This window comes from Trinickia sp. Y13, assembly GCF_029522115.1.
In the GTDB taxonomy this organism is placed as follows: Bacteria; Pseudomonadota; Gammaproteobacteria; order Burkholderiales; family Burkholderiaceae; genus Trinickia.
Window position 1 is genome coordinate 1 of the sequence record NZ_JAKWFK010000017.1, and the last position, 25761, is coordinate 25761.

General features: G+C 59.3%; 21 protein-coding genes. 9 read left to right on the top strand and 12 right to left on the bottom strand.

What is annotated here, in order from left to right; genetic code table 11:
* On the bottom strand, positions 1-240 hold a 240-nt coding region (locus MMB74_RS23345), incomplete at its 3' end, for a transposase (protein WP_277431036.1).
* A 207-nt stretch (positions 241-447) separates the two neighbouring features.
* Between MMB74_RS23345 and MMB74_RS23350 the strand changes: the two genes are divergently transcribed.
* Together MMB74_RS23350 and MMB74_RS23355 are read left to right on the top strand one after the other, a co-directional pair.
* Positions 448-1134: a hypothetical protein gene (locus tag MMB74_RS23350; protein ID WP_277431037.1), complete on the top strand. Its 687-nt coding sequence runs from the start codon at positions 448-450 to the stop codon at positions 1132-1134.
* A gap of 126 nt (positions 1135-1260) precedes the next feature.
* Positions 1261-1389: a hypothetical protein gene (locus MMB74_RS23355; RefSeq protein WP_277431038.1), complete on the top strand. Its 129-nt coding sequence runs from the start codon at positions 1261-1263 to the stop codon at positions 1387-1389.
* A gap of 183 nt (positions 1390-1572) precedes the next feature.
* Here MMB74_RS23355 and MMB74_RS23360 read toward each other — a convergent pair whose 3' ends face one another.
* Together MMB74_RS23360 and MMB74_RS23365 are read right to left on the bottom strand one after the other, a co-directional pair.
* Entirely contained in the window at positions 1573-1752 is a 180-nt protein-coding gene (locus tag MMB74_RS23360; RefSeq protein WP_346780701.1) for an H-NS histone family protein, read from the bottom strand.
* Positions 1753-1898: 146 nt separating this feature from the next.
* Positions 1899-2207: a hypothetical protein gene (locus MMB74_RS23365; protein ID WP_277431039.1), complete on the bottom strand. Its 309-nt coding sequence runs from the start codon at positions 2205-2207 to the stop codon at positions 1899-1901.
* Positions 2208-2572: 365 nt separating this feature from the next.
* Between MMB74_RS23365 and MMB74_RS23370 the strand changes: the two genes are divergently transcribed.
* Both MMB74_RS23370 and MMB74_RS23375 read left to right on the top strand, forming a co-directional pair.
* The gene (locus MMB74_RS23370; RefSeq protein ID WP_277431040.1) at positions 2573-2791 is read left to right on the top strand and encodes a hypothetical protein; all 219 of its coding nucleotides are present in this window, start codon (positions 2573-2575) and stop codon (positions 2789-2791) included.
* Positions 2792-3180: 389 nt separating this feature from the next.
* Positions 3181-3522, top strand: coding sequence for an H-NS family nucleoid-associated regulatory protein (locus tag MMB74_RS23375; RefSeq protein WP_277431041.1), 342 nt, complete (start codon positions 3181-3183; stop codon positions 3520-3522).
* A 44-nt stretch (positions 3523-3566) separates the two neighbouring features.
* On the opposite strand, the gene MMB74_RS23380 is transcribed toward MMB74_RS23375, so the two are convergent.
* From MMB74_RS23380 to MMB74_RS23400, 5 genes are all read right to left on the bottom strand, one after another.
* Positions 3567-3773 carry a hypothetical protein gene (locus tag MMB74_RS23380; RefSeq protein WP_277431042.1) on the bottom strand — a complete coding sequence of 69 codons (207 nt, stop codon included), beginning with the start codon at positions 3771-3773 and terminating at the stop codon, positions 3567-3569.
* A gap of 962 nt (positions 3774-4735) precedes the next feature.
* Positions 4736-5209, bottom strand: coding sequence for a Mov34/MPN/PAD-1 family protein (locus tag MMB74_RS23385; RefSeq protein WP_346780702.1), 474 nt, complete (start codon positions 5207-5209; stop codon positions 4736-4738).
* On the bottom strand, positions 5209-6933 hold the full coding sequence (locus MMB74_RS23390) for a ThiF family adenylyltransferase (protein WP_277431043.1): 1725 nt from the start codon (positions 6931-6933) through the stop codon (positions 5209-5211). Before MMB74_RS23390 ends, MMB74_RS23385 begins: the two co-directional genes overlap by 1 nt.
* Complete coding sequence (locus MMB74_RS23395) at positions 6930-8144, bottom strand: nucleotidyltransferase (protein ID WP_277431044.1); 1215 nt, start codon at positions 8142-8144, stop codon at positions 6930-6932. The genes MMB74_RS23390 and MMB74_RS23395 overlap by 4 nt, the downstream gene beginning before the upstream one ends.
* A gap of 19 nt (positions 8145-8163) precedes the next feature.
* Entirely contained in the window at positions 8164-9828 is a 1665-nt protein-coding gene (locus MMB74_RS23400) for an SAVED domain-containing protein (protein ID WP_277431045.1), read from the bottom strand.
* A gap of 223 nt (positions 9829-10051) precedes the next feature.
* Here MMB74_RS23400 and MMB74_RS23405 point away from each other — a divergent pair, with 223 nt between their 5' ends.
* Entirely contained in the window at positions 10052-11821 is a 1770-nt protein-coding gene (locus MMB74_RS23405) for a hypothetical protein (RefSeq protein ID WP_277431046.1), read from the top strand.
* A 570-nt stretch (positions 11822-12391) separates the two neighbouring features.
* Here MMB74_RS23405 and trfA read toward each other — a convergent pair.
* Both trfA and MMB74_RS23415 read right to left on the bottom strand, forming a co-directional pair.
* The gene (gene trfA / locus MMB74_RS23410) at positions 12392-13381 is read right to left on the bottom strand and encodes a plasmid replication initiator TrfA (RefSeq protein WP_277431047.1); all 990 of its coding nucleotides are present in this window, start codon (positions 13379-13381) and stop codon (positions 12392-12394) included.
* A 1183-nt stretch (positions 13382-14564) separates the two neighbouring features.
* On the bottom strand, positions 14565-16340 hold the full coding sequence (locus MMB74_RS23415) for a DUF6880 family protein (protein ID WP_277431048.1): 1776 nt from the start codon (positions 16338-16340) through the stop codon (positions 14565-14567).
* A 402-nt stretch (positions 16341-16742) separates the two neighbouring features.
* Here MMB74_RS23415 and MMB74_RS23420 point away from each other — a divergent pair, with 402 nt between their 5' ends.
* The 4 genes from MMB74_RS23420 to MMB74_RS23435 are packed head-to-tail and all read left to right on the top strand — an operon-like array spanning position 16743 to position 24013.
* Entirely contained in the window at positions 16743-18581 is a 1839-nt protein-coding gene (locus MMB74_RS23420; RefSeq protein ID WP_277431049.1) for a class I SAM-dependent DNA methyltransferase, read from the top strand.
* Entirely contained in the window at positions 18578-19915 is a 1338-nt protein-coding gene (locus MMB74_RS23425; RefSeq protein WP_277431050.1) for a restriction endonuclease subunit S, read from the top strand. Before MMB74_RS23420 ends, MMB74_RS23425 begins: the two co-directional genes overlap by 4 nt.
* Positions 19912-20844 (top strand): DUF5655 domain-containing protein, encoded by a 933-nt coding sequence (locus MMB74_RS23430; RefSeq protein ID WP_277431051.1) that lies wholly within the window; start codon positions 19912-19914, stop codon positions 20842-20844. Before MMB74_RS23425 ends, MMB74_RS23430 begins: the two co-directional genes overlap by 4 nt.
* A gap of 58 nt (positions 20845-20902) precedes the next feature.
* The gene (locus tag MMB74_RS23435; RefSeq protein WP_277431052.1) at positions 20903-24013 is read left to right on the top strand and encodes a DEAD/DEAH box helicase family protein; all 3111 of its coding nucleotides are present in this window, start codon (positions 20903-20905) and stop codon (positions 24011-24013) included.
* Positions 24014-24070: 57 nt separating this feature from the next.
* On the opposite strand, the gene MMB74_RS23440 is transcribed toward MMB74_RS23435, so the two are convergent.
* Positions 24071-25117 carry a hypothetical protein gene (locus MMB74_RS23440; protein WP_277431053.1) on the bottom strand — a complete coding sequence of 349 codons (1047 nt, stop codon included), beginning with the start codon at positions 25115-25117 and terminating at the stop codon, positions 24071-24073.
* A 305-nt stretch (positions 25118-25422) separates the two neighbouring features.
* Complete coding sequence (locus MMB74_RS23445; RefSeq protein WP_277431054.1) at positions 25423-25683, bottom strand: DUF6471 domain-containing protein; 261 nt, start codon at positions 25681-25683, stop codon at positions 25423-25425.
* Positions 25684-25761: the final 78 nt, after the last annotated feature.

The following is a 25761-nucleotide window of genomic DNA, read 5'->3' on the forward strand; positions in this document are numbered from 1 at the left end:
TCGTTCAAGCTCGAGTTGGCGAACCTTGCGGCGCAAGCGCGTCAGTTCTTCGCGCTCCGCCGTCGTCAAGCCGTCGTGCCGCTTGCCGGTGTCGCGATCGGCTTGCGCCACCCAGTTGTAGATCGTTTGCGCGGTCGGCTCGAACTCCCGTGCAAGCTCTTCGGGCGAGCGCCCGGCTTTGACTAACTCGACCATCTGCGCCCGAAATTCCGGCGCGTAGGGGTTGTGGTGCTTTCCCATGGCAGGCACCTCCTGTTCCAAAGGATAGGTGTCTACGAAAGCGGGTCAACTCCACTCCGCGCCTTGGGAAACGACGTCAACGTGTGGGATGCGATGTAGCTGGCGCTTGTGGCTCTGTCGTGGGGTGATAGGTCGAGTTCCGCCATCCTGGAATCTCGACAATCCCCTGGCGTATCGCCGCTTGAATAACGCTGACCTACACAATCCATGACCAATATCGACCTCTCCTTTGACTCGCACTTCCAGACGCGCCCAGCGCTGCGGTGGTGGCCGTGGGTCGGCTGCCAGTATGCAAGCTCGCCGGTTCGCACCCTTGTCCTCGGGGAAAGCATCTACGAATGGGCGAAAACGCCGCGGGAACAAGAAGTCTTCCGGGCCCGATATGCGAAGCCCGATGCGCTGCGCGTCACACACTTCAACCATGCCCTGAAGTTCAAGCGAAACTCTCGGTATGTGCGCAACATCGAGCGGGCTGTGCTGTCTACCGCCAAACCGACGAATGAACACAAGCTCGCGTTCTGGTCGTCGGTGGTGTATCACAACCTCGTTCTCGCCCCCCTGCCGTCGCTGAAGCACCGTCCGTCGCAGCGCCAGTTTCGCGCCGGGTGGCAAGAAGTGCTCGATTTGCTTGGCCCGCTGGCCGTCAAGCAGATACTGGTCTACGGCGTCGGGTCCGTCGATGCACTGAAAGAGGTTGCAGCCGAGCGGCAGCTCCCGTGCCGAATCGACAAGGTTCCGCAGAACATCAATAGATGTTATCCGCGCGCCGGGTCGCTTACGACCCCTGCGGGGGAAGTCAAACTTCTGTTTGTCCTGCATCCGAGCCGTCCTTTTAGCTGGAAGCCTTGGAGCGCCGTTATCCTGGAGCGGCTGTCCCTATCTGTGGCCGTTTGACGTACGCATCGGCTTCGAGGGCGGTGCTTGCTCTTGCAAGACGACCACGTCCGGTCGTGAAAGCGCCGCTGCGGGTCCTTCACCTTCGTGGGAGATTCTATAGGCGACGATTCCGAGGTCGTGGGTATGATGGTCGTCAACCATAAGCCTCGCGAAGGCCTCGACAGGGAGTCCGGGCAACTGGCCTGGCTTCTCAAGACAGCAAATCTGCTCGTCAATGCGCTTCGCCCCAGGCTGGCGAACAGCGTGTCGTGATGCAGTGGCAAACTGGTTCCGCCGCTGCCATTGCACCGAAGCCTTGCGATTCACCTAGGTCGGTCATTAAGGCACGGTGGTCTTCGCAGCAATTTAGTCTCGTACCGACCAATTGCAGCACAGTGCCCTTCTGAGGCGTCTTGCGAAGTAGCATGTTCGACGAGGAATTTTTGTTCTCAACTCTTAGGCCCCAGTTTCAATCAAGAACTTCGTGCGGTCCTTTGCGTTCGCCATCCACGCGGGCGCCGGTCTGCGCCCCGACCACGTGGCGCCACTGTCAGGGTCACGATATTTCGCCGGCTGCGGGCCGCGGAGATAATTTCCGGGTCTTTTCGCTTTGCTTCCAGTCGCAACCGACGCCATCGACTCATTGCCATCAACTAAAAAGCGGTCCCGACTCCTCGCATTCGCAATCCACGCCGGCGCACGACCGCGTGCTGTTGTGAACGCCGGCCGAAAAGCGACACTAAACGACGGCGTCTTTGTAACAAGGCACGAAAATTGACGAGTCAAGGGCGGGCGTAGCCCGGCGCAGCGAACCCTTGACGCGGCGTGGGTTTGCCACGCTCTGGCATGGTTGGAAGCGCGGCATTCCCGGGCTTCCAACCATGGCAAACCGTCTCTTTGACGTCGTCGTTTTCTGTCGCTTTTGGACCGTCGTCAACAGGCTTGCGATAGATGATGCCGCGTACGGAGCCTACCAATTCGGCAGGGAACCCGGGGACCTGCTGGAGCATTTCCTTCTCCTCGATTCGGCTCGGGGCATCAGCGATGCCGGCGCCCAGCAGCGTATTCGTGAGTGGCTGGTCGATGTACATGATGACCGCCGCTCCTAGGCCAGACGCGCGAGACGGACTCGTAGTCGACACGTCAGACCGGGTTCGAGCGGTTGTCACGCGCTGGCAACCGCAACGATTGGCCACATAGAAAACGACACACTTGCGAACTATCGAGTCGAGTTGAAACAAGACATGCTCGGAGGCGTTGGCACTGCAACCCTCCGCGCATATCCGCGGCGCTCATCCACTATCTGGTATTTGGTCGCAAGGCGGTTGCCGCCGCATTGACAGGGCAAGAGGAACTGCCACCGCGCCCGCAACCGAATTCCTGGCAGAACGCAGGTAACGTTGCCGCAACGCCGGCGCATCACCCAGTTCCTTGTCAGATAGATGAGGTGTTCGCCATGACCGTTGAAGAAGCAGCGAAATATCTCTTCATCAATCGCCTTCATATTCACAGTCTGCTCGCATCAGGGAAGCTGCTCGAGGTCTTGCCGAGGAATCCAGATGGTCAACCCGATATCGATGTCGCTTCTGTAGAAGCGTACCGCACCGAGATGGAAGCCGCACGGCGCGCCTGGTTGGATTCACAGACCGAGGACAACGACCCGCTGGGACTTTGACGAGCAGCCCCGTAAAGCGAAGGCCCGCCGCCGTTGACGACACCGAAAGAGGCACGACATGAAACGGGCCAACCATCTTGCTGAATGGCTTTTCCGCTTCGCTTCATCACAGAGAAATATAGACCGGGTCGCGATGTGGCTCGGTGGGACCGTGTCGCTCGTCGCGGCAGCGCCTGCCATTGTGATATTAGTCATGTTGATAATCCGGTAAGCAGTCTCTGCCGGTCCAACCGCTCCTCGACTAACAGCGAGGACAGTACGCATATCACGCTGGTCGGGATGACGGTAATCCCTATTCGCGTAGGCGGAATGCGCTTTGTGCTATCGTGGCAGCACACCACTCGCACTGGGGTAGCCCAACTACCGTGTGCTAAGCAAAGACGAACCGAATGGATGAGAGAAAGCGCGAAAGCATTGTCGCCTACCTGCGACGCAGAATGGCTGAATTCAGTATCGAACCCGAAGATGTTGCCGCCTCGATTGCCGAGGACCAGCGCCGCCAGCGCGCCGTGAGGTATCGCGACGCCTTCGGTAACAGTTGGGACGGTGAAGGTGCGGCGCCGCAGTGGGTCGTCCAGGCGACCAGTGCTGGACAGTCGCTTGAGCACTTCGCGGTAAATGGAACGCCAGCACACGAATCCCTGCGCCGGCCAAGCATCGATTGGAGTTACGACCCGTTCGCCGGCACCCGTTTGGCCACTGTCAAATCCGAGAACATAGGGGCCTCCTGAGAGCGTTCTCGGCAACGCGGCAAACTTGCCTTGCAACTGCACAGTCAATCACGGCCCTTCCGTCGTGCCATCACAGCTCGAATGTCTCTCTCGCTCGTTTTCCCGGTCTTGTCGCGCATTGTCTTCAAAGTCGTGTCCGGGCCAAAACCAGGGATAGGCTTCGCCAGATTCTTGTTCTTGGTATTCCCATGTTTCAGGTCAATCGTGCCATCCTTGTCACGATGGCGGCCGTCGAGTCCCGGTTGCTTCATGGTGGCGCTCCTTGTTATCCCAATTCTGGTAATACGACACAGTACCTACAACAGCGACTTCTCTTCTGCCGACGCCTACGTCTAGCAAACGATGTCAAGTTTGACTACCCCGGGCGCTACCGATATGCGCTAGGCTGGGCAAACCCTACCCAAACAAGCTTCCACGGAACATGTCTACGCGTCTCAACTCGTTTCTTGGTAGCAGAGACACTTCCTGGCTGCAGAATGGAGCGCGAAGGCCGGCACCTTCGGTTACACGACTATCGACATACCAGTCCGCACGGTGGTGCTTGAGTGTTTTTTCGATTTCGAAGCAATTCGCCATCGCCCAGCTTGATGTCTTAAGGACCACAGCACGAGCTTGACCTGCGACCTGGCCATCGAACACTGGGCTGAGTGTCGCATCCTGAGGAAACGCTAAACCCATAACGCAGATGGCGTACAGTTTGCCCGAGCATTCTCTCTCCAACCATTGCTTGCACTCATCGAGCTCCGCGAGGACACGTCGCCGTGCGCGGGCAGGCCTTGCCTCATAGGACAGCATCAGGACCGAGTCGTTCCAGACATAGCAGTGGCTATGGTGCGGCATGCCGTAATTTGTCTTCGCCACTGCTCGCTCCTGCAATAGCAGCATCGCGGACGAGCCCCTGCCCGACGCCGCGTCCCTTCGTGTACCTACTAGGTCGAACATCGTCACAATGCACGGCAACCAATCAGTGGTGTCCATCAGTCTCCTCGCTATGCGGAAATCATCGTGTATTGAATGCCCGCCGCGTCTAGTAACGCTAGAAATTCCACGGGTACGCACGAGAAGTTGACCGTGCCACCCACGCCCCCGCTCTCGGGTGGCTCCGAGACAATATGTACCCCCTGCTCCCGGCTCCATTCAACGAAAACGTTGCGAAATTCGCGGGCTTGTTGTGCGGCTATAGCGACGGTTGCCATCATCCCTTCCAGTTGAATTACGATTCGAGAATCGAGGCTCTGTGCATCATGTTGCCATCGTGAACACCGACATAAAGCCCGGCGGGAAAGGTAGCAGTGCCGACAATAATGAAGACGACACCGGCAAGCCCTGCTGCAGCGGCAGCCTGCGCATAGTCTTCAGCGAGCTTGTGGTCATCATATGAAGGGCTGGGATGCGACTCGGGATGCGTGTGCCACACACCTGCGCAGTGCATTCCCCGCTCGAACATGATTGCGCGCTCCTCCTCGGCTAGCGATTTGTCTATGACGACACGCGTCCGATGTGCATATTTCGGTCGCAGAAGAGTCGCGACTCGCATCGTCACTTCGCCTGTGGAGAGGGAAGGCGCGTACAGCTGCCCGACGCTTTCAGCATTGCATCGGCCAGTCTGGACACGCGAACGGAGCATCTCGAGGACCTCATCGTCTAACACCAACTCCCAGGCTGCGTCTGGAAGCGCAAACCGCATCACGCGGCCCCCGTTTGCCCGGCAAGCACGTCGTCAAGAATGCGCGTCAGCCGAACTGAATGGAAAGCATCCTCAGATTTCGGAACCAAGGGGCCCGGCACGACATTGACACCGAGCGAGTCGAAAAATGCGGACGAGCGGACGATGGACCATACGAGCGAAGTCGACGGAGAATCGACGTCGAGAACGCCAAGAACGCACTCACAAGCTGCTGCTGCTGCTTGAGCCACATCCGCGACACCGTACTCGTGAAAACCGGAGTTGCACGCCGGCAAAACAATTTTTGTGTCATCCAGCCATTTTGCAGCTTGAATCTGGAGGACAGGGTCATCGGCAGGCCACGCGGCGGTCTTGTCGATAAGCACAACATGCGACGCGGCGCAGAACGGCTCCATCCATGCGTGAACAATTGGTATGCCCGGGAAGGCGCTGTTGCGTACCTCACGGAGAAACATGCGAATGCTCTCCTCTCCTGTGCAATCAATCACGAGGTCGAAATCGCCCGGTCGGCACCGCGCCAGAATCCAGTCGGCCGCCATCGCGCGATGGCCTTTGACGTCCGCCCCGGGAATATCGGCATTGAGCTGCGCCGCCAGTTCGACGGCCTTAGACTGAAACAACGCGCGCATTCCGAGCGGATGTCGCGAGACGTTTTCCGGCATCACGTCATCCATGTCCACAAGCGTCAGGAGCTGTATCCCAGCCTTCACGAGTCCGATGGCCAGCGGCGCGCCAAGCGAGCCACTGCCGAGGACAAGAACCCGCTTCGTTCTCCGGCTCTGGATTCGCTCAAGACGCTGGTCGCGCACGATTGCCCAGTCAGGGTCCATCCGCGTGACCTCCAGCGGAGCGACTCCCGGCAATCCAAGCCCTTTCACCAGTGGCGGCGTCAACTGATACGCGTATACCGCGTTCGAGGCAGTCAGGAGGACGAAGCCTGCAGGAGGCTCATTCGGGTCCGACGAACACCATGCGCTCAAGTTGAACTCGCCGTTGGTCGCCTCATATGTCAACTGCGCCAGCTCGCCAAACGTCCGCGGCCAGTTGTCCGGCGTCCAGCATACCGACGCGGGAAGCGGCATGAAAACGGCACGCGCCAGTTCCAGAGTGCCTCGAGAAAGTCCGTGCCTGCGCGCGAGGAAATTCGGGTCCTTACCGGGTCCCGTGGCCACACCAACGCGGCCAGCCTCGTAAACCGCTACACGTCCTTCGACAATTGACTCTACGCGCCCGAGCGCATTAAGTAGCTGGCGGACTCGCCGGCGCATATTTCGCTTTGCGCTCGAATCGCAAAAGCGGGTCCAGTAGGCCAGAGCTTCGCGCTCGAACTCCGACATCACCCACGCGATATCGTTGCACTTTTCGAGGAATTCGTCGAAGGCCTTAAGCAGGGCATATACGGCTTGCTCCGGCTCCGTATACGCACTCGGCTCGTTGAGTTTCCCGAGACAAACCAGCCCCGTCTCTTCGACGTGCGGCAGCGTAAGGCAAAGTGCTTTGTCGACCATGATGCGCGGCGCACGGGCGGGAAATCCGCGCGGCAAAACGAGCTTGATGCGCGTTCGCCCTCGCAAAGCGGGGTGCTGCAGGTCGAATTCCCAGATGTGCGTCGCCCCAGAGCGTTCGCCCACTCGCTTAAGGAACGCTGCTCCGGCGCCGTCCAACCACTGCACTACCGCGGCCACCTGCCCAGCGAACGGAGCCGATTGCTCTTCCGCGCTCATGCGAGGGTGTCTTTCCTGCTGCCAGGAGGCACCGGTATTGCGGGGTCCCTACGCTCACCACCCGGAACCGACTTCATCAGCGAGTTGAGCAGACCGCTCGTTGCCGGCGCGATACTGGCTTTCCATGCATCTACGCCGTGCTGCCCGAATATTTTTCGAATGCGCTCCTCGTTGCTGCGCGAGTACGAGTCCGCGAACAGCGCAGCGAGGTCGGTCCGAAGCTGCTTGTGCCAGGTGTAGAAAGCGCGGACTCGTTTGCCGCCATCCTCATTCCAGCGCTCCGCGAAGTTCTCTTCCATATGGCTCGGGTTACACACGCTGTAGCGCTCGCCGTCGTACTCCACGTAGTCTGGCATCCGTTCAACCACATCAAGCAGAACTTCGATGGCGTTCGAGTACATGTGGCGGTTCCGGTAGACCTCTTTGTATGCCCAGGTGGCGAGGGTCACGAGAACAACGGAGATGGGCTTGCCTTCCTTCACTTCATCTGAGACGCCGTGATACATCAAGTCACGGTGCAACTTGATGAGCTGCACGGTTCGACGCAGGATGTCGTCGATTGCCACTGCGTCCGACGGGACATCGTCGATTTGATGTCGCGCGTCCATCGCGGCCTTGAGCATCGTCTGGAAATGAAATCTTTGCTCAGCCGCCTCACAGAACCAGTCCGCGAACTCTTCTGGGTTGGATGGGCTCCAGCCAGTGTCGGGGTCGCGAACGCGCAACTCCGTACCGGTGATGTCGTAGCTATCGGGCAGTGCCGGCGTGACGTCGAAATAAAACGGCTCATGCGGGTACTGCAGACGCCAGCAACGCGGTTTTGGCTTTGGGTCGCCCGCCGCGTCGTTGAGCCCGCGCAGCGAATCACCGAAGTCTTCGAAGAACTCGTCCGGGTCGATGCCGACAAAGCGGTCGCCGTCCAACTTCACGACGATGTCGAGGTCGAACTTCTCCCTGCCCCGAGGTGCGACGGTGGTTTGCGTCCGCATCGAACCCTGAACTACGATATGCACATCGGTTTCGCCGACGCCGAGTTTGCGCGCGACCTGCTTTGCGAGGGTCTCATAATGCCGGACGGCACGCTCCCTTTCCTCCTCGCTTAGCTCCAGCTTTGCCAAGAGTTGCACCATCAACTCCTCCCACTGCTGGGCTTCCTGGTCGACAGCGACCTTCTCCATGAAGGCTTTTGCAAGCGTACGTTTGGTGTTCATGCTTTGGTCTCACTCAGCGTTACATTAGCGACACTTCACGGCCGGTCCTGACGTTTTTGACGTAGGACGATGCTATCTCGATAGTCGGCAGAAACTGGCCACGGCTTCCGTCGGTTGTCCTCGCCCTTTCGTAGAACACAACGCGGCTTTGATGGCGACTCTGCAACTTCTGCCCGAACCTGACGCAAGCCGCGGCGGGCGCAATCGGAATGCAGTGGATACGTTCAATCCGCCACTGCTCCTGCAATCGCTGCAGCGCACGGTCGAATGCCTTGCCGACCAGCACAAGGTCCTCCCGATGTCCGATGACGCTGCGAGAAGGCTCCGGCACCACGACCTCAATGGCGGGAAGCCTCCACTGGCCGTCCTGATAGAAATCGGTAGGCAGCTCCTCAGGCGGCACCTGGTCTGTCAAGCTGATGAGAAACACTGCTTCCTTCTCATCCGGCGCCGCTCCCCGGTGGACCGTCAGCGAATATTTATCCGGGGCGGGCCGCTCAGCGTCCTTGGGCCAAACCCACTGACCGCCCGGCTCACCGCCCACTGCATTCCGCTCGAATTGAAAGAGTTCGACCGTCCGGGCCTCCCCTATGAGACGCCCAGCGAGCCCCAACACGGACATGAGGTGGAGGGGGAAAACCGAAATCACATCTGCGCGAGTACCGCCGTCGGTCGAACCATCGAGGCGCGCCTGGAGAAGCGGTATCTGTATCCGTGCGAGCTGGTCAAAGAGCGATTCCCAGTAATGGACTGTCGTGCCGTCCCCCTGCTCGTTGCCGTTGTATGCAAAGCAGAGAGGCTTCGGATTAAGCGGCCGCAGCTGCATCGCGCGCATGGCTTCCTCGGCGCGCCGTTGGTCAAACTGAACCGTCTGACCGGCGATATTGCCGCCGATAACAATCATGTCCGACGACGGGTAGCGCAGGCTGCTGAACAACCTCGCGACCTGCGCGATATTCGCTGTACGCATCGCGTTGAGCCTCTCCGCGGAATACTCGCCCGGCGAGACGCGGTCAATGAGCCGATGGCACTTGTCACACAACAGCATCACGTTATCCGCGCTCTCGGCCAGTTGCTCCGAGAGCGTTTCGTGGCCGCGCGGACCATCCTTTGACGACGCGATGATGTGGGCGAAGTAGCTGTAGTTGCCCACAGTGTTCGTGGACGCATGCATCCATAGGTTTTCGCCGCACCCCTCAAACTGACAGTGCCACCCTGCCCGCGCGCCGACCAGCTTGCGCACCTCGGCGGGAATCTCCCCGGTTCTGCCGCCTTCACCCCTCTTAGGCTTGGCGAAGCCGGTAAGCTCATCGCGCCGAGCAGCCCATCGGACGACATCAGCCTTGCGATAGGCCGTCGCGCTCCCGGCAGAGGCGAGACCTTGCGCCAACGAATCCACCTCAAGCCACTTGAACTGCCTCCGGTTGGCCTCAACTACCCGCCGGGACTCATCTCCGAAGTCACCACTTGCGCCAAACCCCCATTGAGCCTGCGGCCCCATCTTCATCACGAGGGCCACACGTAGCTTGTCCGCTATCAATACCATTGCGTCAGACTGCGAGACGGCTTCCCGCAACGTCTCGGCCAGTTCTGCGTCGGGCAGGCCTCGACCAATATCGTAAATCCCTTCCGCCCCGGCAGCCACATTCGTCCGGCGCCCCATAGAATCAATATCTTGTGCCATTTCCGCAAATTTCCGTCGCCGAACAACAACATATAGTAATTTCAAGAAATGCACAATGTTACAGTTACTGAGTTGGGCAAATGAGCACTGAGCCGGCCTTGACGAGTCGGGCGAAGACCTAAACCGGGTGAATATTCAATGTGCATATTCACCTTGGCGCATATGCGCAAACGTTTCTCATTCTCAATAGAAACTTCCATATGGTCATGTGAGGGTGGAGTTCATGCGTTATGAATGGTCGAGGAAGGTGGGGCATTCCGAGCTACGAGAAGGAATCCCAGATACTGATTACCCCATCGCCGTCTTGGGTTACGGCGGGATGTCGCCGCAACTGGTCAACGGAGTCACCCGAAAGGTCGCTGTTTCCTTCCAGAGGCTGGATGATGAAAATGCGAACCCGTTCCATGAGCAGGTGTCCTTCAGCCACCTTCGAGCGCTACGCATTGGCTCTGTCTGGCAGAACAGCCGACATGTAGGCGAGGTCGGGTACGATGACCTCGGACTGACGGAGGTGGACCTTTCTCCGAGTCAGTGGCGAATCATCTCTGCAAACACCGAAACGCAAGAGGGACGCCCAGCGCCATTGAATGGTCGATACCGCGTCTCTACCAAAGACGAGCGGAAAGAGCGCAGTTGGTTGCTCGAGTTCAGGCTTTCCAACAACCGCAGGCTCCTCGTCCCGTGCATGGAGTTTTTGCTTCGCTGCTATGGCGTTTCGGAACTTATACCGCGCGCGCTGACAAGCATGCCTTGGGACGAGGCAGTGAAGCTCTTCTTTGTCAACTCGACCCGCGAAACGAGTACGGAAGGAAAATGGGTCATCCGCCCAACTGAACGGATGCGGGACGGCGACAGAGCGTTCCTTGGCCACATCCTGCACACCGCCGATGGACAGCAGGCAGCAAAGTCAATTGCCGACCAGTGCGAGAGCGAAAGCAAGAATCGGGAATTAATATTCCCTCGCGTGAAGCCGTGGTTTTCCGGCAAGGTCCCCGTTTCAGCGCGCGGACTCTGGGTCCGCGAAAAGCGAACATTTCTCGCGCTGCGTATGGAGCTGCTCGGCGAGCCAACTGGGCCCGGAATCGTGGCGGTTAAGACGAAGAAGGACGAGGTTCACCGTTCCGAGGACCCCCGAAGCGGAGAGCAAGCTCGCGAGGGACGCCAAAGTTTTACCCTGTCTCCGGAGTCGAAGCTGAAGGTCCACGTCACCACCGGCACACACAGCTTCGGCAACCCGCCCGAAAGGCGCGAACCAAAGGAGGAGCGGTTCCCTATCGGCCCAAGGCGCGACATCACAACCATCTTTGAACGACAGTCGAGTATCGTGCTTGCGCCTGATAGCTCCAACAAGCCCGGGGTTCAACTCACGTCGTCTGATGCGCCCGATGTTCCCGAGGCACTTCGCATGGTGATGGCCCACGGCACGCTTTTGGAGATGTGGCGAGCACTGCTGACGCTGCAGGCCAATCACCCACAAAACATACATGCAATTCAATGGCTCCACGCCGAGCGCGGCTTCGTCAACGACGAACCTCCGGAACTCATCGCCTTGCAGCCGTTCGCTGAGAACGAGCAGGTCGAGCCTGACGTTCGCAGCTGGGTAACGCGGGACATCAAGACAGAACCGCCACGCGGCGTCCTCGTCCTGCGAATACAAGCTGCGGTTCCCAAAACACTTGAGAAGAAGACAATCTACGTCCTTGAAATCGAGCGCCGGCAAAAGCAACGCCGGGCTGGTAAAACAAAAATCGACAAGGAGGCTGATAGCTACCGCGGATTGGCCGTGGTGCTAGCGCCCACCACCGACTTCGACAAATGGCTTCGAGACATTTTGTCTCGGATTCGATACGTAGAGGGCCGCGTAGTCGAACTCAAATCGCTACACCCGGACCTCATCGAAGCGTTCAAGCATAGCCAGTCGAGAACCAACAACACGACGCCGTTTCGTGCGTCGGCGCTACTCGCATTGAAGAAGACAGGGGTCGAGCTGTAGTCCCGCTCGTCGCATACTGATTTCTAGCCCTGAAGTTACGTCTGTCCGTTCGGCAGCGACGGTGGAAAGCGCTCACTGCTCAACGGATAAGATGATGTCGACTGGCCCACCGATTTGCAGGTCGGACAAGCAACTTGTGCACCGACGAAAGTGAGTTCGGTGCCGAAATGGGTTGTGTTCGGTATGCCCTCGGTTACAGTCCCGCCGGCCGACGATTTATTGCCGATTCAGAATTAGCTGGAATGAGAAATGGACAGGGCAGTCTGTTTTGTGCGTTGCGATTGCCGTGGTACAGCTTGCGGCCAGTAGCGGGCAGTGCCGCGTGGCAATACCGAGCATCTCAAAAAAAGCCCAGCGACTGTGCTTGACAATGGACCCAGGTATCCGTCTCAAGAAGAAACGCGCGCGCCACCGTGCTGGTCAAGGCCGCAATATGCGGGGACTGCGGGGAACATCAGACGCTTCGGACCGGGGGGCCATACGCTCGACGTCTAGTCACTCTGGTCGCCCTGGGCACGCGGTAGGAGTTCAGTTTTGCCCAACACGGCGATGCCTTTGTGGGCGCTGAAGTCAAGCGACGCCGCGAGTGTTCCATTCGGCGCGAACGACGCGAATCTTCGCGCCGTCTTCCGAGAATTCGTAGCGCGCGACCCGGCTGCACGCCGGCGTCCGTGTGTCCGTAAGCTTTTCCAAAGCGCGAACGAGACTTGCTTTGAAATTTCGCATATGGGACGTGTAACCAGACAGGAGGTAAAGACGTTCGATGGGCAGCCACATGGGGCCAGCGTGCCCTGCATAGAAGCTCGCGAGCCACCCCTTCAGTCCGTCGTATCGAACCGCTTCGTTGTCAACGGCCGTCCACGCGCCTGGTCCGAAGAGCTCCGCTACCGATGTCGTCACCCGCAGAAGTAGCGCTTCGCTGCCTTTGAAATCCTCACCCAGTCCACCGTCCTCGAACGTCACGGACAGTAGCTTGGGTACTTCGATGTTCATGCGGTTATAACGCAGACGCATCTGGGCGAAGCTCAGGCGCAGAATGCTCGCCCGAATGGCCCTGTGCGCTTTCACGCTGTATTCATTTCCCATGCGACGCGCGAACTCATAGAACGTTGTTCGTACGTGTCGCGGGCTCTCCTCGGGGCAAAGAGGTGCTTCGCGGTAATAGTCGAGGCAGGTCGCGTAGACGAGTCTATCGAACTGACAAAGCTCGTACCCGCTGAAGGTCAACGTCATGTTTCGGAACGTGGCAATTTCCTTACCGGCCACGAGCAAGGTCGAGTCGCCCGACAGTACGCTCGCGCAGTCGGCCTGGACGCTTCTGCCCGTGGAAAACAAGGCTGAGCGGAGGAAAGCATTCGGCAAGGCACGGGCCATCGCGGACCAGCTCGGCAGATACACATCCGAGCCTCTGCGAATGGCCTGCCGACGCCTGACGTTTTGCACTTCCTCTGCTGTGGCATTGGACGGAAGCTCGGCGATTGCCGGCTCTGTGCGCGCGTTCTCGGCTCGACGTTCAAGGTTGTCGGCAAAGCGGTCGATTTGCTCGGCCGCGTCGAGCACCGTAGTTTGTCGGTCCACTGCAACGGTGAGAGCTGCATTCGCGGTGAGGCTAGCGAGCTTACGAAGCTCTGTGGCTTTGCGCTCGAGTCTACTGGGCGCGAGGTGCCTAGCCATTCCGCTCCTCCTCGTCCCACCCAGCACTTTCTGAAACCGTCCAAAATACTGCGGCGCCAATGAAGACGAAGTTGGAGCTGTGCCGCGGGTGAAAGGTATGAACGGCTCCCACGGCGAGTTGGGTTGCTCCGGCAGCGCGAATCGGTATTGCGGGGTTATTCATGACGAACACATGCGCGTTGAAGATGCATGTGTATAAGCAGAAACGATGGCCGCGGAAGCGTGCGGAACGGACGGCGGCGCCATATCGAAAAATACCGGCCTGCAGCAGGGGCGAATTTCAGCGCTGGTCGGGGATTGCGCAGCTTGTACTCGGCATCGGCTCCACATGTACTGCGCATCGCGCGCACTTGTACCCTGCATCGCCTCGGCTTGTACTCCACATCGCCCTCGGGACGAACACGCGAAAATCGGGCTGCGGCAGAGGGATTGTTGGAAGCGAGCGGCGTCCCATAGTATCTGTAGACTTGGTAACCGAGATATCCGGACCAGGTAGCCCACGGCTGGCGAACACTTCCGCAGTCTGACCTCGGCTGTCCGCCCGCGTAAATACGAAATGACGCTATCTTGCCGGTCTTCTTCGGAACCAAAAAAGCGCCGACGAACCGGCGTTGGAAAACGCGCCGCGATTCTGTTCAGAGAAATGTTGTCGACAATCGCCGGCCCTGGTCAGCCGAGGCGCGCCTCACGCGGGTCTTCTCTCACCTTCTCGGGTAACGGAAACCTGGCGCCCATCGCGAACGCAATCCGCTATCGGCACGAGACTAAATCCGCAATCTACATCTGGCTGACCAGGGAAGGCGGCGCAGGACCGCACCTGAGTCCAGCTACAGACAGATAGGCGTATCGCTCTATATACCTGAATCGCCCTTCTCGGCAGCCCACCCTCATCGACGGCCAGAAGCGGACTACACACCCCAGGGGATTCTATGTCCGCTCGGATGCTCGCCGACCAACCGGCCCCTGGTGCGCTGCCGGTCCTCGATATTAATCGGCGGCCGTATCACGGTGCGGATATCGCAGCCGACGGCGCTGAACGGCTATCGACCCGGCACGGCTAAGAGCGAATTCAGGACAATTTGACCAGCAACTTGATGAAGTTGCGCTTCACGCGATACGTCGCCCGAATCTCCTCCAGTTCGCGGGCGAACTCCGCACGTTCATCCAGCCTCGCCCGCAACATACCGATAGCCCGCACGATTTCAAACGCCTCGTCATATCGAGCGTTGCGCGCACCGCCCTCGACAGCGACCGGCAGCAGCCTGTGATAGACGGCGATGGCGTCGTGCGGATGCGTCTTGCCACGGACAGCCGCCATTTCCGGCCATAGCTGTGTTGCGACCGGGCCGCCGATAAACGCTTCCCATGCGGTGTCATTCTCTTTTTCGGCAAGAGAAATCCGAACCAGTTCGGTCCGCGACGACTGCTGCCAGACGCTGCGCTTCGATTTCGCGACTGCCTCCTCTTCCCTAACCAACGCCCAGAGGTGCGTGAGAGCGCGCTCCCGTGTCTCGTCATGCCTGCCGGTAGCCGTCGCAACCTTCATCAGGGCGAGAAACGCCTCCGCTGTCGGGCGCATTTCGAAGCGGCGCCACGCGAACGCATCGGCCTTGTCGAATTCACTGCGCCTCAGATACGCGTCGATGCAGAAGTCGAGCAGGCGCTGGTCAAAGCTCTTGCCGGACTCTTCGATGCCGCGCTCGGCCCACGTAAGCCCTTCGTCCGGGCGACAGTGCTTCACACAAAGCTCCGCCACCACCAGGAAGCGGTACGGACTCGACAGGTCCTTCGTGCGAATGCGAATCAACGCATCAACGTCTCCGTCGAGTTCGGCCAGCGCGCCCATCGCGTGTTCGAGCTGCATGCGCGGGGAGTCGTATGACCGTTGATATTCTTTGCCTGGCGCGAGCGTGGGCAGACGGTCCCAAGCCTCGTTGACGAGTTCGCGATAGCGGCGCAACCCATTCTTGCCCAGTGGCTCCGCATACGCCGGCAAAACGTTGTAGAAAGTGTCCCACTTTCCTTCTGTCTGGAAGCGGAAAAGTCGCTCCGCGAGCTTCACCGGGTCCGGTCCGGTCAACTTGCAGGCATCGAGGTGCACAGACGCCAGCTCGAGAATCGCCGGCATCACCTCGCCACCGGAATCGTCAATCTGTTCGAGGCTCGTTTCGGCGCCCGCAATTGCCAGCTCGGACAGCTCGACCACCTGTGCGGCGTGAGGTCCGGAAAGCTTCTGGCGCAGCATGTCGGCCAGCGACATCAGGCCATCGCCGTATGCGCCAGCCTCCCGCCAGCCCAGTGGACGGGAAATGCGTGTCGCCTGCCTGACCGCGGCCTTCATGCCGGGCAAATCGGATGCCCCTGCGGCACGCGCGGCGAACAGCAGCTTGTCGCGCAACGCCAGGTCGCGTTCGATGGCTTCGAGCAACCATTCCTGAAGCGCATCCTTGTCGAGCGTCGCTACGTATTCGCGAATCACTTCCTCGTAGGTCTTCCTTTTCCTACGCGGCTTCTCGGGAGCCGCCTCTTCGGCATGGAACACCTCTTCACCGGAATTCTCGAGCCACGAGAGCGCGACGGCGACAGCGTGCTTACAGAAAACTCCATCGTCGCCCACTGGACATGTGCAGTCGTGTGCGAGTTCGCCATCGTCATCGACGGCGAGTTCGACCTCGTAACGATGCGTGCCGCGTACGCTGGCGTGAACGGCGCCGTCGCGCGCCTCCAGGCGGGAGACGGCGCCATCGTGGAAATAGGCCTTGCCGCGCGCAAAGGTCTTCGCGTCGGCCAGCGACTGGACTTCGGCAAGAGTGAGAACCTCGGAGAGCTTTGCAGACTGAGACATCGGGTGACTGGTGAAAAACGGAGAATTCCGTGACGGACGGCACACAGGCGCGATGATACCCAGGCAGCCCTGCAGTCGCCTCACGGAACGGCGATGCGCGCCTTGCAGCGGCTGGATGCGTATTGAATCAATTGCGGCCTTCAGCGCCGTTAGCGGCCACTGCGTCGCCCCCGTCCCTGCCGGCCTCGCTCGCACCGCATGCGTCATTTCGCTGCTGCATGGAAGTGTATGTCCGGCGATTCATGAGAAGCCGGCACCACCGGGTCCAGCGGCGGCCCCTCCCTTTACTGCCCGGAGGTAAAATCATCTCAATTTTGCGCCGTTATCAACGTCAGCCGTGCGCGCCAGCCGGCGCGGGATAACTGACTCCACAACTCAAATCCGCGCATATAGGCATCAACGATGAATCATCAGGCGTTATCCTCATTTATCTGGTCGGTCGCGGACCTGCTGCGCGGCGACTATAAACAGTCCGAGTACGGTCGCGTCATCCTGCCGTTCACTGTCCTGCGCCGTCTCGATTGCGTTCTGGAATCCACCAAGGCCGCGGTGCTCGTGGAGTTTGATGCCAAAACGAAAGCTGGCCTGAACCCCGACCCGTTCCTCGTCCGCAAGGCTGGCCAGTCGTTCTACAACACGTCCCCGCTCGACCTGGTCAAGCTGCTGGGTGACCAGGACCATATCCGCCAAAACCTGTACGCCTACATCCAGGCCTTCTCGCCCGCGGCCCGTGACATCTTTGAGCGCTTCGACTTCTACACCCACATTGAGCGCCTGGCCAAGGCCAACCTGCTTTATCTGGTAACCGAGAAATTCTCGAACATCGACCTGCATCCCTCCGTCGTCGACAACGCCCAGATGGGGCTGGTTTTCGAGGAGCTGATTCGCAAGTTCGCCGAAATCTCGAACGAGACGGCCGGAGAGCACTTCACGCCGCGCGAGGTCATCCGCCTGATGGTCAACCTGCTGTTCATCGAGGACGATGACGTGCTCACTCCCGGCAACGCGGTAGTGCGGACCATCTACGACCCGACGGCGGGGACGGGTGGCATGCTGTCAGTTGCGGGCGAATATCTGCTGGAGCACAACCCGGCTGCCCGCCTGACCATGTTCGGCCAGGAACTCAACGACGAGTCGTACGCTATCTGCAAGGCGGACATGCTCATCAAGGGCCAGGACGTCGCGAACATCGTCGCCGGTAACACCCTGTCGGACGACGGTCATGGCGGGCGCAAGTTCGACTACATGCTCTCCAATCCGCCGTTCGGCGTCGAATGGAAGAAGGTCGAAAAAGCCGTGCGCACGGAGCACGAGCAGAAAGGTTTCGACGGCCGCTTCGGCCCTGGCCTGCCACGCGTGTCGGATGGCTCGATGCTGTTCCTGCTGCACCTTATCAGCAAGATGCGGCCGGCGCAGGATGGTGGCAGCCGCTTCGGCATTGTGCTGAATGGTTCGCCGCTGTTCACTGGCGGCGCCGGTTCAGGCGAATCGGAAATCCGACGCTACGTGCTGGAGAACGACCTGGTGGAGGCAATCGTCGGCCTGCCCACCGACATGTTCTACAACACGGGCATTGCGACCTACGTGTGGATTCTGTCGAACAGGAAGCCCAAAAGGCGCGAGGGGTTCGTGCAGTTGATTGATGCGTCCAGCTTCTGGCAGAAGATGCGAAAGAGCCTGGGGAGCAAGCGCCGAGAAATGTCCGACGACCACATCGACACGGTCACGCGTCTGTTCGGTGATTTCGTCGAAGCCGAACTCGCGACGGTGTTTGATGCCGACGGCACTGAAGTGGGTCGGTGGGTCGTCCCAGCGGGCGGCAATGGGCCCGATGTGCCGGCCGGGGGGAAGGTGAAGTCCGTGCCGATTTCGCGGGTTTTCCGGAATGAGGACTTCGGCTACACGACGATTACGGTGGAGCGACCGCTGCGCGATGAGCACGGGAATGTGGTGCTCGGCGTTAAGGGCAAGCAGAAAGGCAAGCCGCAAGCTGACAGCGCGTTGCGCGATACCGAGAATGTGCCGCTTTCCGAGGACATCGGTGCCTATTTCGCACGGGAAGTGTTGCCACACGCGCCGGACGCATGGATTGACGACGAGAAGAGCAAGGTCGGTTACGAGATTCCGTTCAATCGGCACTTCTATGTGTTCGAGCCGCCGCGCGACCTGCACGAAATTGATGGGGAACTGAAGGGGGTCTCGGCCAACATCAGGAAGATGCTTGAGGAGTTGGCAGAATGAGCTTGTCGAGATATCAGCAGTACAGAGATAGCGGCGTGCAGTGGCTAGGTGAACTGCCTTCACACTGGAACGTGACACGCCTGAAGTACGCATGCACCGTTATGCCTTCAAATGTAGATAAGAAGTCATACGACGACGAACCATCAGTAGTATTGTGCAACTACACCGACGTCTACTATAACGAAAAGATATCGCCATCGATTCAATTCATGCCTGCGACCGCGAGTGAGGAGCAAATCGCAAGATTTACTCTTCGCGCCGGAGACACTTTAATCACCAAGGATTCGGAGACTGCCGACGACATCGCGATTTCGGCATATGTACCAACCGATATGCCCGGTGTGGTATGCGGTTACCACCTTGCAATCGTTCGCCCCAAGCATGGACACGACGGGCTCTACATTAAGCGCCTCTTCGACAGTCATTACCTGAAGGCCTGTTTTGCCGTTGCAGCAAACGGGTTGACGCGGGTTGGACTTTCGCAATATGCACTCGACAATGTAGCAATACCGTTGCCCCCGCCGGATGAGCAATCGGGCATCGCCGCCTTCCTTGACCGCGAGACCGGCAAGATTGACGCGCTAATTGCCGAGCAGGAAAAGCTCCTCACCCTGCTCGCAGAAAAGCGCCAGGCGACCATCTCGCACGCTGTCACCCGTGGCCTCAACCCCGATGCGCCGAAGAAGGATTCCGGCGTGGTGTGGCTCGGAGAGGTGCCGGCACATTGGGATGTGCTCAAAGGCTCGCGTATTGGAGAGCTTTTCGGTTCGGAGCCTATCCCCGAAAATCAGGTTCACGAGTCGGGAGAATTGCCTTTCATTAAAGTAGGTTCGCTGTCATTGGAGGATTTTCGTATCGAAAGTTGGGATTGGTATGTTGACGGAATCACTGCAGCACGGTGCGCACCGCGACGAAATTTCATTACTTTCCCAAAACGGGGAGCGGCGATATTTACGAACAAAGTGAACATAGTCGAGTGCGACGCGTTGATTGACCCCAATCTTATGGGGTGGAAAATCGGAGAAAGGGCTGACATTAAGTTCGTCGCCTATATTCTCAAAGTTCGCAGATTGGAAGAGCTTGCGGACGTGTCAACGGTCCCGCAAATCAACAATAAGCACATTGGGCCAGAGCAGTTCCCGGTTCCGCCACTCACTGAACAGTCGATGATTGTCGAATTTCTTGACAGGGAGACCGCCAAGGTCAACAGTCTCAAAGCCGAATCTGAACGCGCCATCGACCTGCTGAAGGAGCGCCGCAGTGCCCTGATTGCCGCTGCCGTTACCGGCAAAATCGACGTACGCGCTGCGGTGCCTGAGGAGTTGGCCGCATGAGCGACATCCAGCTCTTTCGGCTCTCTAGCGGCACCGCGAACGAGCTTCCTAGCCAGGCCGCAAAACTCGAGAAGCATTTGCAGAACCTCATCGAAGCGAACATGCCGACCTTCCTCGGCGTGCGCTTCCTCGCCACCGAGTACGCGACTGGCAAGACCCACAGAGGCCGCATTGACTCGCTGGGACTTGACGAAAATGGTTGCCCCGTCATTATCGAGTACAAGCGTCACAGCAACGAGAACGTCATCAACCAGGGGCTGTTCTATCTGGACTGGCTGCTCGACCATCAGGCCGAGTTCCGCTGGCTGGTGATGGAGAAGCTCGGCAAAGACGTTGCCGAGCAAATCGAGTGGACCGGCACGCGCCTGCTGTGCATTGCCGCCGATTTCACGCGCTACGACGAACATGCCGTCCAGCAGATTCCGCGCAATATCGAGCTGCTTCGCTACAAGCTGTTCGGTGACGACCTGCTGTTGCTCGAGCTGGTAAACGCCCAGAGCGTCCCGGATGCCACCGCAGTCAAGCCTGCACCTGCCGATATGCCCGCCGAGCCGGATAAGCCGAAGCCGAGCGGCAAGGACAAGTCGCTGGATGAGCAGCTTGCCCTCGCGTCCACCGAGATACGCGACCTGTACGCGCAGACGACCAGCTATCTGACCGCCCTGGGCGACGACGTACAGGAAAAGCGCCTGAAGCTCTACACGGCCTTCCGGCGTCTGAAAAATTTCGCCTGCATCATTGCCTATCCGAACCGGCTGCTGGTTACGCTGAAACTCGACCCCGCATCCGTCACACTGGAGGACGGCTTCAGCCGCGACGTCAGTGAAGTTGGTCACTGGGGCACCGGCGACATCGAATTAACGCTGCGCACGCAGGCCGACCTCGAGCGCGCGAAACCGCTGCTGGAACGCAGTTACACCGAAGGCTGAACGGGCAGCACCCCACACTACTGACCCAAGAACAATATCGAACGGACCGGGGCCATCCATGAGCAACCTGCACCAGGAACATCACTTCGAAGCCGAAATCTGCCAGTCCCTCGCGACCAATGGATGGCTCTACACCGAAGGCGATGCCGCGCACTACGACCGCACCCACGCGCTCTTCATGCCCGACCTGCTGGCCTGGATTGAGGCTACCCAGCCCGACACCTGGCAGCGCCTGAACAAGACTCACGGTCCCGCGCTTCACGAGCGTCTGGCTGAACGGGTGCGCAAGACCTTGACCGAGCGCGGCACGCTCGATGTGCTACGACGGGGCGTCGAGATGTTGGGCCTGAAAGAGCCGCTCTCGCTCGTGCAGTTCAAGCCGGCACTGGCCATCAACCCGGTCATCCAGCAGCACTATGCTGCCAACCGCCTGCGCGTGGTGCGCCAGGTGCGGCATTCGCTGAACCATCCGCAGGACGCGCTGGACCTTGTGCTCTTTGTCAACGGCATCGCGGTCGCAACCGCCGAGCTGAAATCGGACTTCACACAGGGCGTGCAGGATGCGGTCGACCAGTACCGTTTCGACCGTAACCCGCAGCCGAAGGGCGGACAGGCCGAACCTCTCCTCAGCTTCCCAGGCGGGGCGCTCGTGCATTTCGCCATCAGTCAGACCGAGGTCATGATGACCACCCGGCTGGCCGGCACGGCCACCTATTTCCTGCCCTGCAACCGGGGCAATGCCGGGGCCGCAGGCAACGCACCCAATCCGGACGGCTTCGCCACTGCCTATCTGTGGGAAGAGGTGTGGGCGCGCGACAGCTGGCTCAACATCCTGCACCGTTACCTGATTGGAAAGCGCGATGACAAGAAGCAGCTCAAGAGCGTCATCTTCCCGCGCTATCACCAACTCGATGCGACACGCCGGCTCGTCGCCGACGTGCTGGCTCAAGGGCCGGGTCAGCGTTATCTGATTCAGCACTCCGCAGGCTCGGGCAAGACCAATTCGATTGCGTGGACGGCGCACTTCCTCGCCGACCTGCACGACGCCGACCACCGCAAGATGTTCGACAGCGTCCTCGTGGTGTCGGACCGCACCGTACTCGACGCCCAGTTGCAGGAAGCCATCTTCGACTTCGAGCGTACCACCGGTGTGGTGGCCACCATCACTAACGAGCACGGCAGCAAAAGCGCCCAGCTCGGCCAGGCGCTGAAAGACGGCAAGAAAATCATAGTCTGCACCATCCAGACCTTCCCGTTCGCGCTGCAGGCGGTCCAGGAACTGGCAGCCACCGAAGGCAAGCGCTTCGCGGTCATCGCCGATGAGGCTCACAGCTCGCAGACCGGGGAGGCCGCCGCCAAGCTCAAGCAGTTACTCTCGGCCGAGGAATGGGCCGACCTCCAGGATGGCGGCGAAATCGACACCGAGGCGCTGCTCGCAGCGCAGATGGAGGCCCGGACCGGCGTCAAGGGGCTGACCTATGTTGCGTTCACCGCAACACCGAAGCAGAAGACGCTGGAGCTGTTCGGCCGCCCCGGACCGGACGGCCTGCCAGAACCGTTTCACGTCTATTCGATGCGGCAGGCTATCGAGGAAGGCTTCATTCTCGACGTGCTCAAGAACTACACGACCTACAAGCTCGCATTCAAGCTGGCCCATGACGGACAGGAATACGACGAGAAGCAGGTTGAACGCAGTGCCGCGATGAAGGGCATCATGCAGTGGGTCCGGCTGCATCCGTACAACATTGCGCAGAAGGTGCGGATTGTCGTCGAACACTACCGCGAGAATGTCCAGCCACTGCTCGACGGCAAGGCAAAAGCGATGGTCGTCATAGCGAGCCGCAAGGAGGCTGTTCGCTGGCAGAAAGCCATTCGGGCGTACATCGAGAAGCAGAATTATCCACTCGGCGTGCTGGTGGCGTTCTCCGGCGAAATCGATGACCCCGAGAGCTATCCGGCGCCCGTGACCGAAACCAGCCGCGAACTGAATCCCGGCCTGAAGGGGCGCGACATCCGCGATGCTTTCGCCGAACCCGACTACCACCTGCTACTCGTCGCCAATAAATTCCAGACAGGCTTCGACCAGCCGCTGCTATGCGGCATGTACGTCGACAAGATGCTCGGCGGTATCCAGGCGGTGCAGACGCTGTCGCGCCTGAATCGCGCCTACCGTGGAAAGGACACCACATACATCCTCGACTTCGTCAACGACGCGGCCGAAATCCTCAAGGCGTTCAAGACGTACTACGAGACCGCCCAACTCGAGGCGACAACCGACCCGCACCATGTCTATGACCTGCGTGCCAAGCTCGACGCGGCCGGCTACTACGACGTCTTCGAGGTCGACCGCGTGGCGAAGGTTGAACTCGAGCCGAAGGCCACCCAGGCGCAGTTGCAAGCCGCCATCGCACCCGTCGCCGACCGCCTGCTCAAGCGCTACAAAGCGATGCAGGCAGACAAGGCTGCGGCTGAGGCGCAGCATGACGACAAAGCCGCCCAAACGGCCAAGGACACCCTCGACGCCCTGGTGCTGTTTAAGAACGATATGGGGGCGTTCGTGCGCCTCTACGCGTTCCTGTCGCAGATTTTTGACTACGGCAATACCGACATCGAGAAACGCTTCCTGTTCTACAAGCGGCTCATTCCCCTCCTGGAATTCGGTCGGGAACGTGACTCGGTTGACCTGTCCAAGGTTATGCTGACGCACCATAGCCTGAGACACACCGGGCGCCAGCCCCTCAATCTCGGTCACGGTGAAACGCCGAAGCTGCCGCCGATGGATGCCGTCGGCAGCGGTGCCGTCCAGGAGAAGGAGAAGGCGTTCCTCGACGAAATTATCCAGAAGGTCAACGGACTTTTCGATGGGGAACTGACTGACGACGACCAACTCGTTTACGTGAACGGGGTGCTCAAGGGCAAGCTGCTGGAAAACGTGCTGCTCATGCAACAAGCGGCGAGCAACAGCAAAGAGCAGTTCGCCAACTCCCCCGACCTGAAGGAAGCGCTGCTGCACGCCATCATCGACGCTTTCGATGCGCACGCCACAATGAGCAAGCAGGCACTCGATTCGGAGCGTGTGCGTGACGGTCTGAAGGACATCCTGCTCGGGCCGGCGCAACTTTATGAGGCACTGCGCGAACGGTCACCCTCCAATCGCGCGAGCCCATGAGCAGATAAACCTGAAAAGATGAAAGCGGCGAGCCCGTCAACCTGCCAACGAGGCCGGCTATCGCTTTCTATTACGCCAAGCGTTTTCGACGTTTTCCGCTGTATTCGCCTCCTGCAGCGTGCGCACCGCATTATCGGAATACCTCGGATGTCGTTGACTACCAAACTCAAAAACCATCATGTTTGCCGGGTCCGAATCCACGTCGACGTAGTCCCGTAGCGCCTTACATTTCGGGGCGGTGAGTTTTAGCTTCTCCGCGAGTTGCTGGGGACTTAGATAGTACTTCTTCTGGAGGTCGACTTCGCGAATAGCCGCCGCCGCCTCGGGGTCATCGCCGGATACAAAGCGTACGGGAGCGCCTTGTTTCCTCGTGAACCGTACCTTGACGGTCGGGCCTTCGCCCGCGACGTCGCTTGCCAACGTCATCAGCCGAGGAAAGACAGCCGCAACAGGCGTCGCACTTCGGATTGCTCTCTCGATTCGGTTGATGTCTCGCTCCGAAACTGCGACAGTGTCTGTTACATGTCCTTCCATAGCCAGCAGAGCTCTGATTCGACCTCGCGCCTCGTCACGGGCGCGCTTCCCCGGAGCGAGCAACTCGGCGATTTGCCTGTATTCTCGGTCGATAAGAAGCTCGAAATCCTGTAAGGGTTGGGTCGAGATTGGAAGCACCCTAAGCGGAAGATGGTCTGCCAGGGAATCTTCGAAATGCTCCTGAAGGAGTTCGTCAATAGCGGTTATCAGTGTCCGCGAGTTCAGATACAGCACGTCCTCAATTACGACGAGCATCCAATGCTGAGCAGCATCGCGCATGGCGTCGATTGCTCGAATGGCACCTGCCTGCGCTCCTGTAATGTAGCCATTAGATGTGGCCACGTTGAGTGCCTTCTCCAAACCGATGGAAGTGCCCTTTTCCTTGTCGAAACCTGATTGAGACCGTTGAACCAGCAAAGCTTTCAGCAGCATTTCGCTGCTGTGCTGCAAATGCAGCAAGACGCTTTCTGTTCTACCGCGGTCATCGTAACCATTGAATATTTCAAGACCCCGCCGTAGCGACGCCAGCCCGTGCTGTTTTAGCGTGCGCGCATCTCTCTTCAGCTTCATGTCGGCTTTCCTTGTTGGGCTCGTATGGCGTTCGTAGCTGGACACGCAGTCACGGCGACGCGTCCGGAGGACATGGCTCGTCGATGAGTCTTGAACGTGGACATCAAATTTGCTACTTTGAAAGCATCGGCGCAACGCCGACCTGAGCATTCGCACCTGAAGTGCTATGGCCCTCTGGGCCGTGGCTCCGTCCCCCATTTTATGAGAGGGTACGGAGTGAGGGTGCCATGAAACAGGCAAAGTGGCTCGGGCGGGTAAATCCACGTGGTTGCCTTGCAAGCGGATGGCCCGCGAGCGTTCGGCTCCTACATGATGCGGATGGACTTGACGTCCATCGCCGCCAGGCAGGCAAGCAGGAATGCCGCCGAGAACCTCTTTCGGTTGACCTTCCGGTTAATCTGGTCCGGCGACTCGTCAATCCCGTATTGCTCCAGCCGCCTCGCCAGCTCCTTATAGGTCAGGCGCCGCCGGTACATCTTCTCCACTATCAGCTCCTTCGCCGTCTCCTCCCACGAGCCGTACACGTCCGTTTGAGACGCAGTCCTTTTGCGCGGCCGCTCGCCCATCGTTGCCCCTTTGCCTTGAATTGGCCTCAGATTTTTGAGGAAGCGCGAATTCTCGCACACTTTAATCGGTCGTTTATG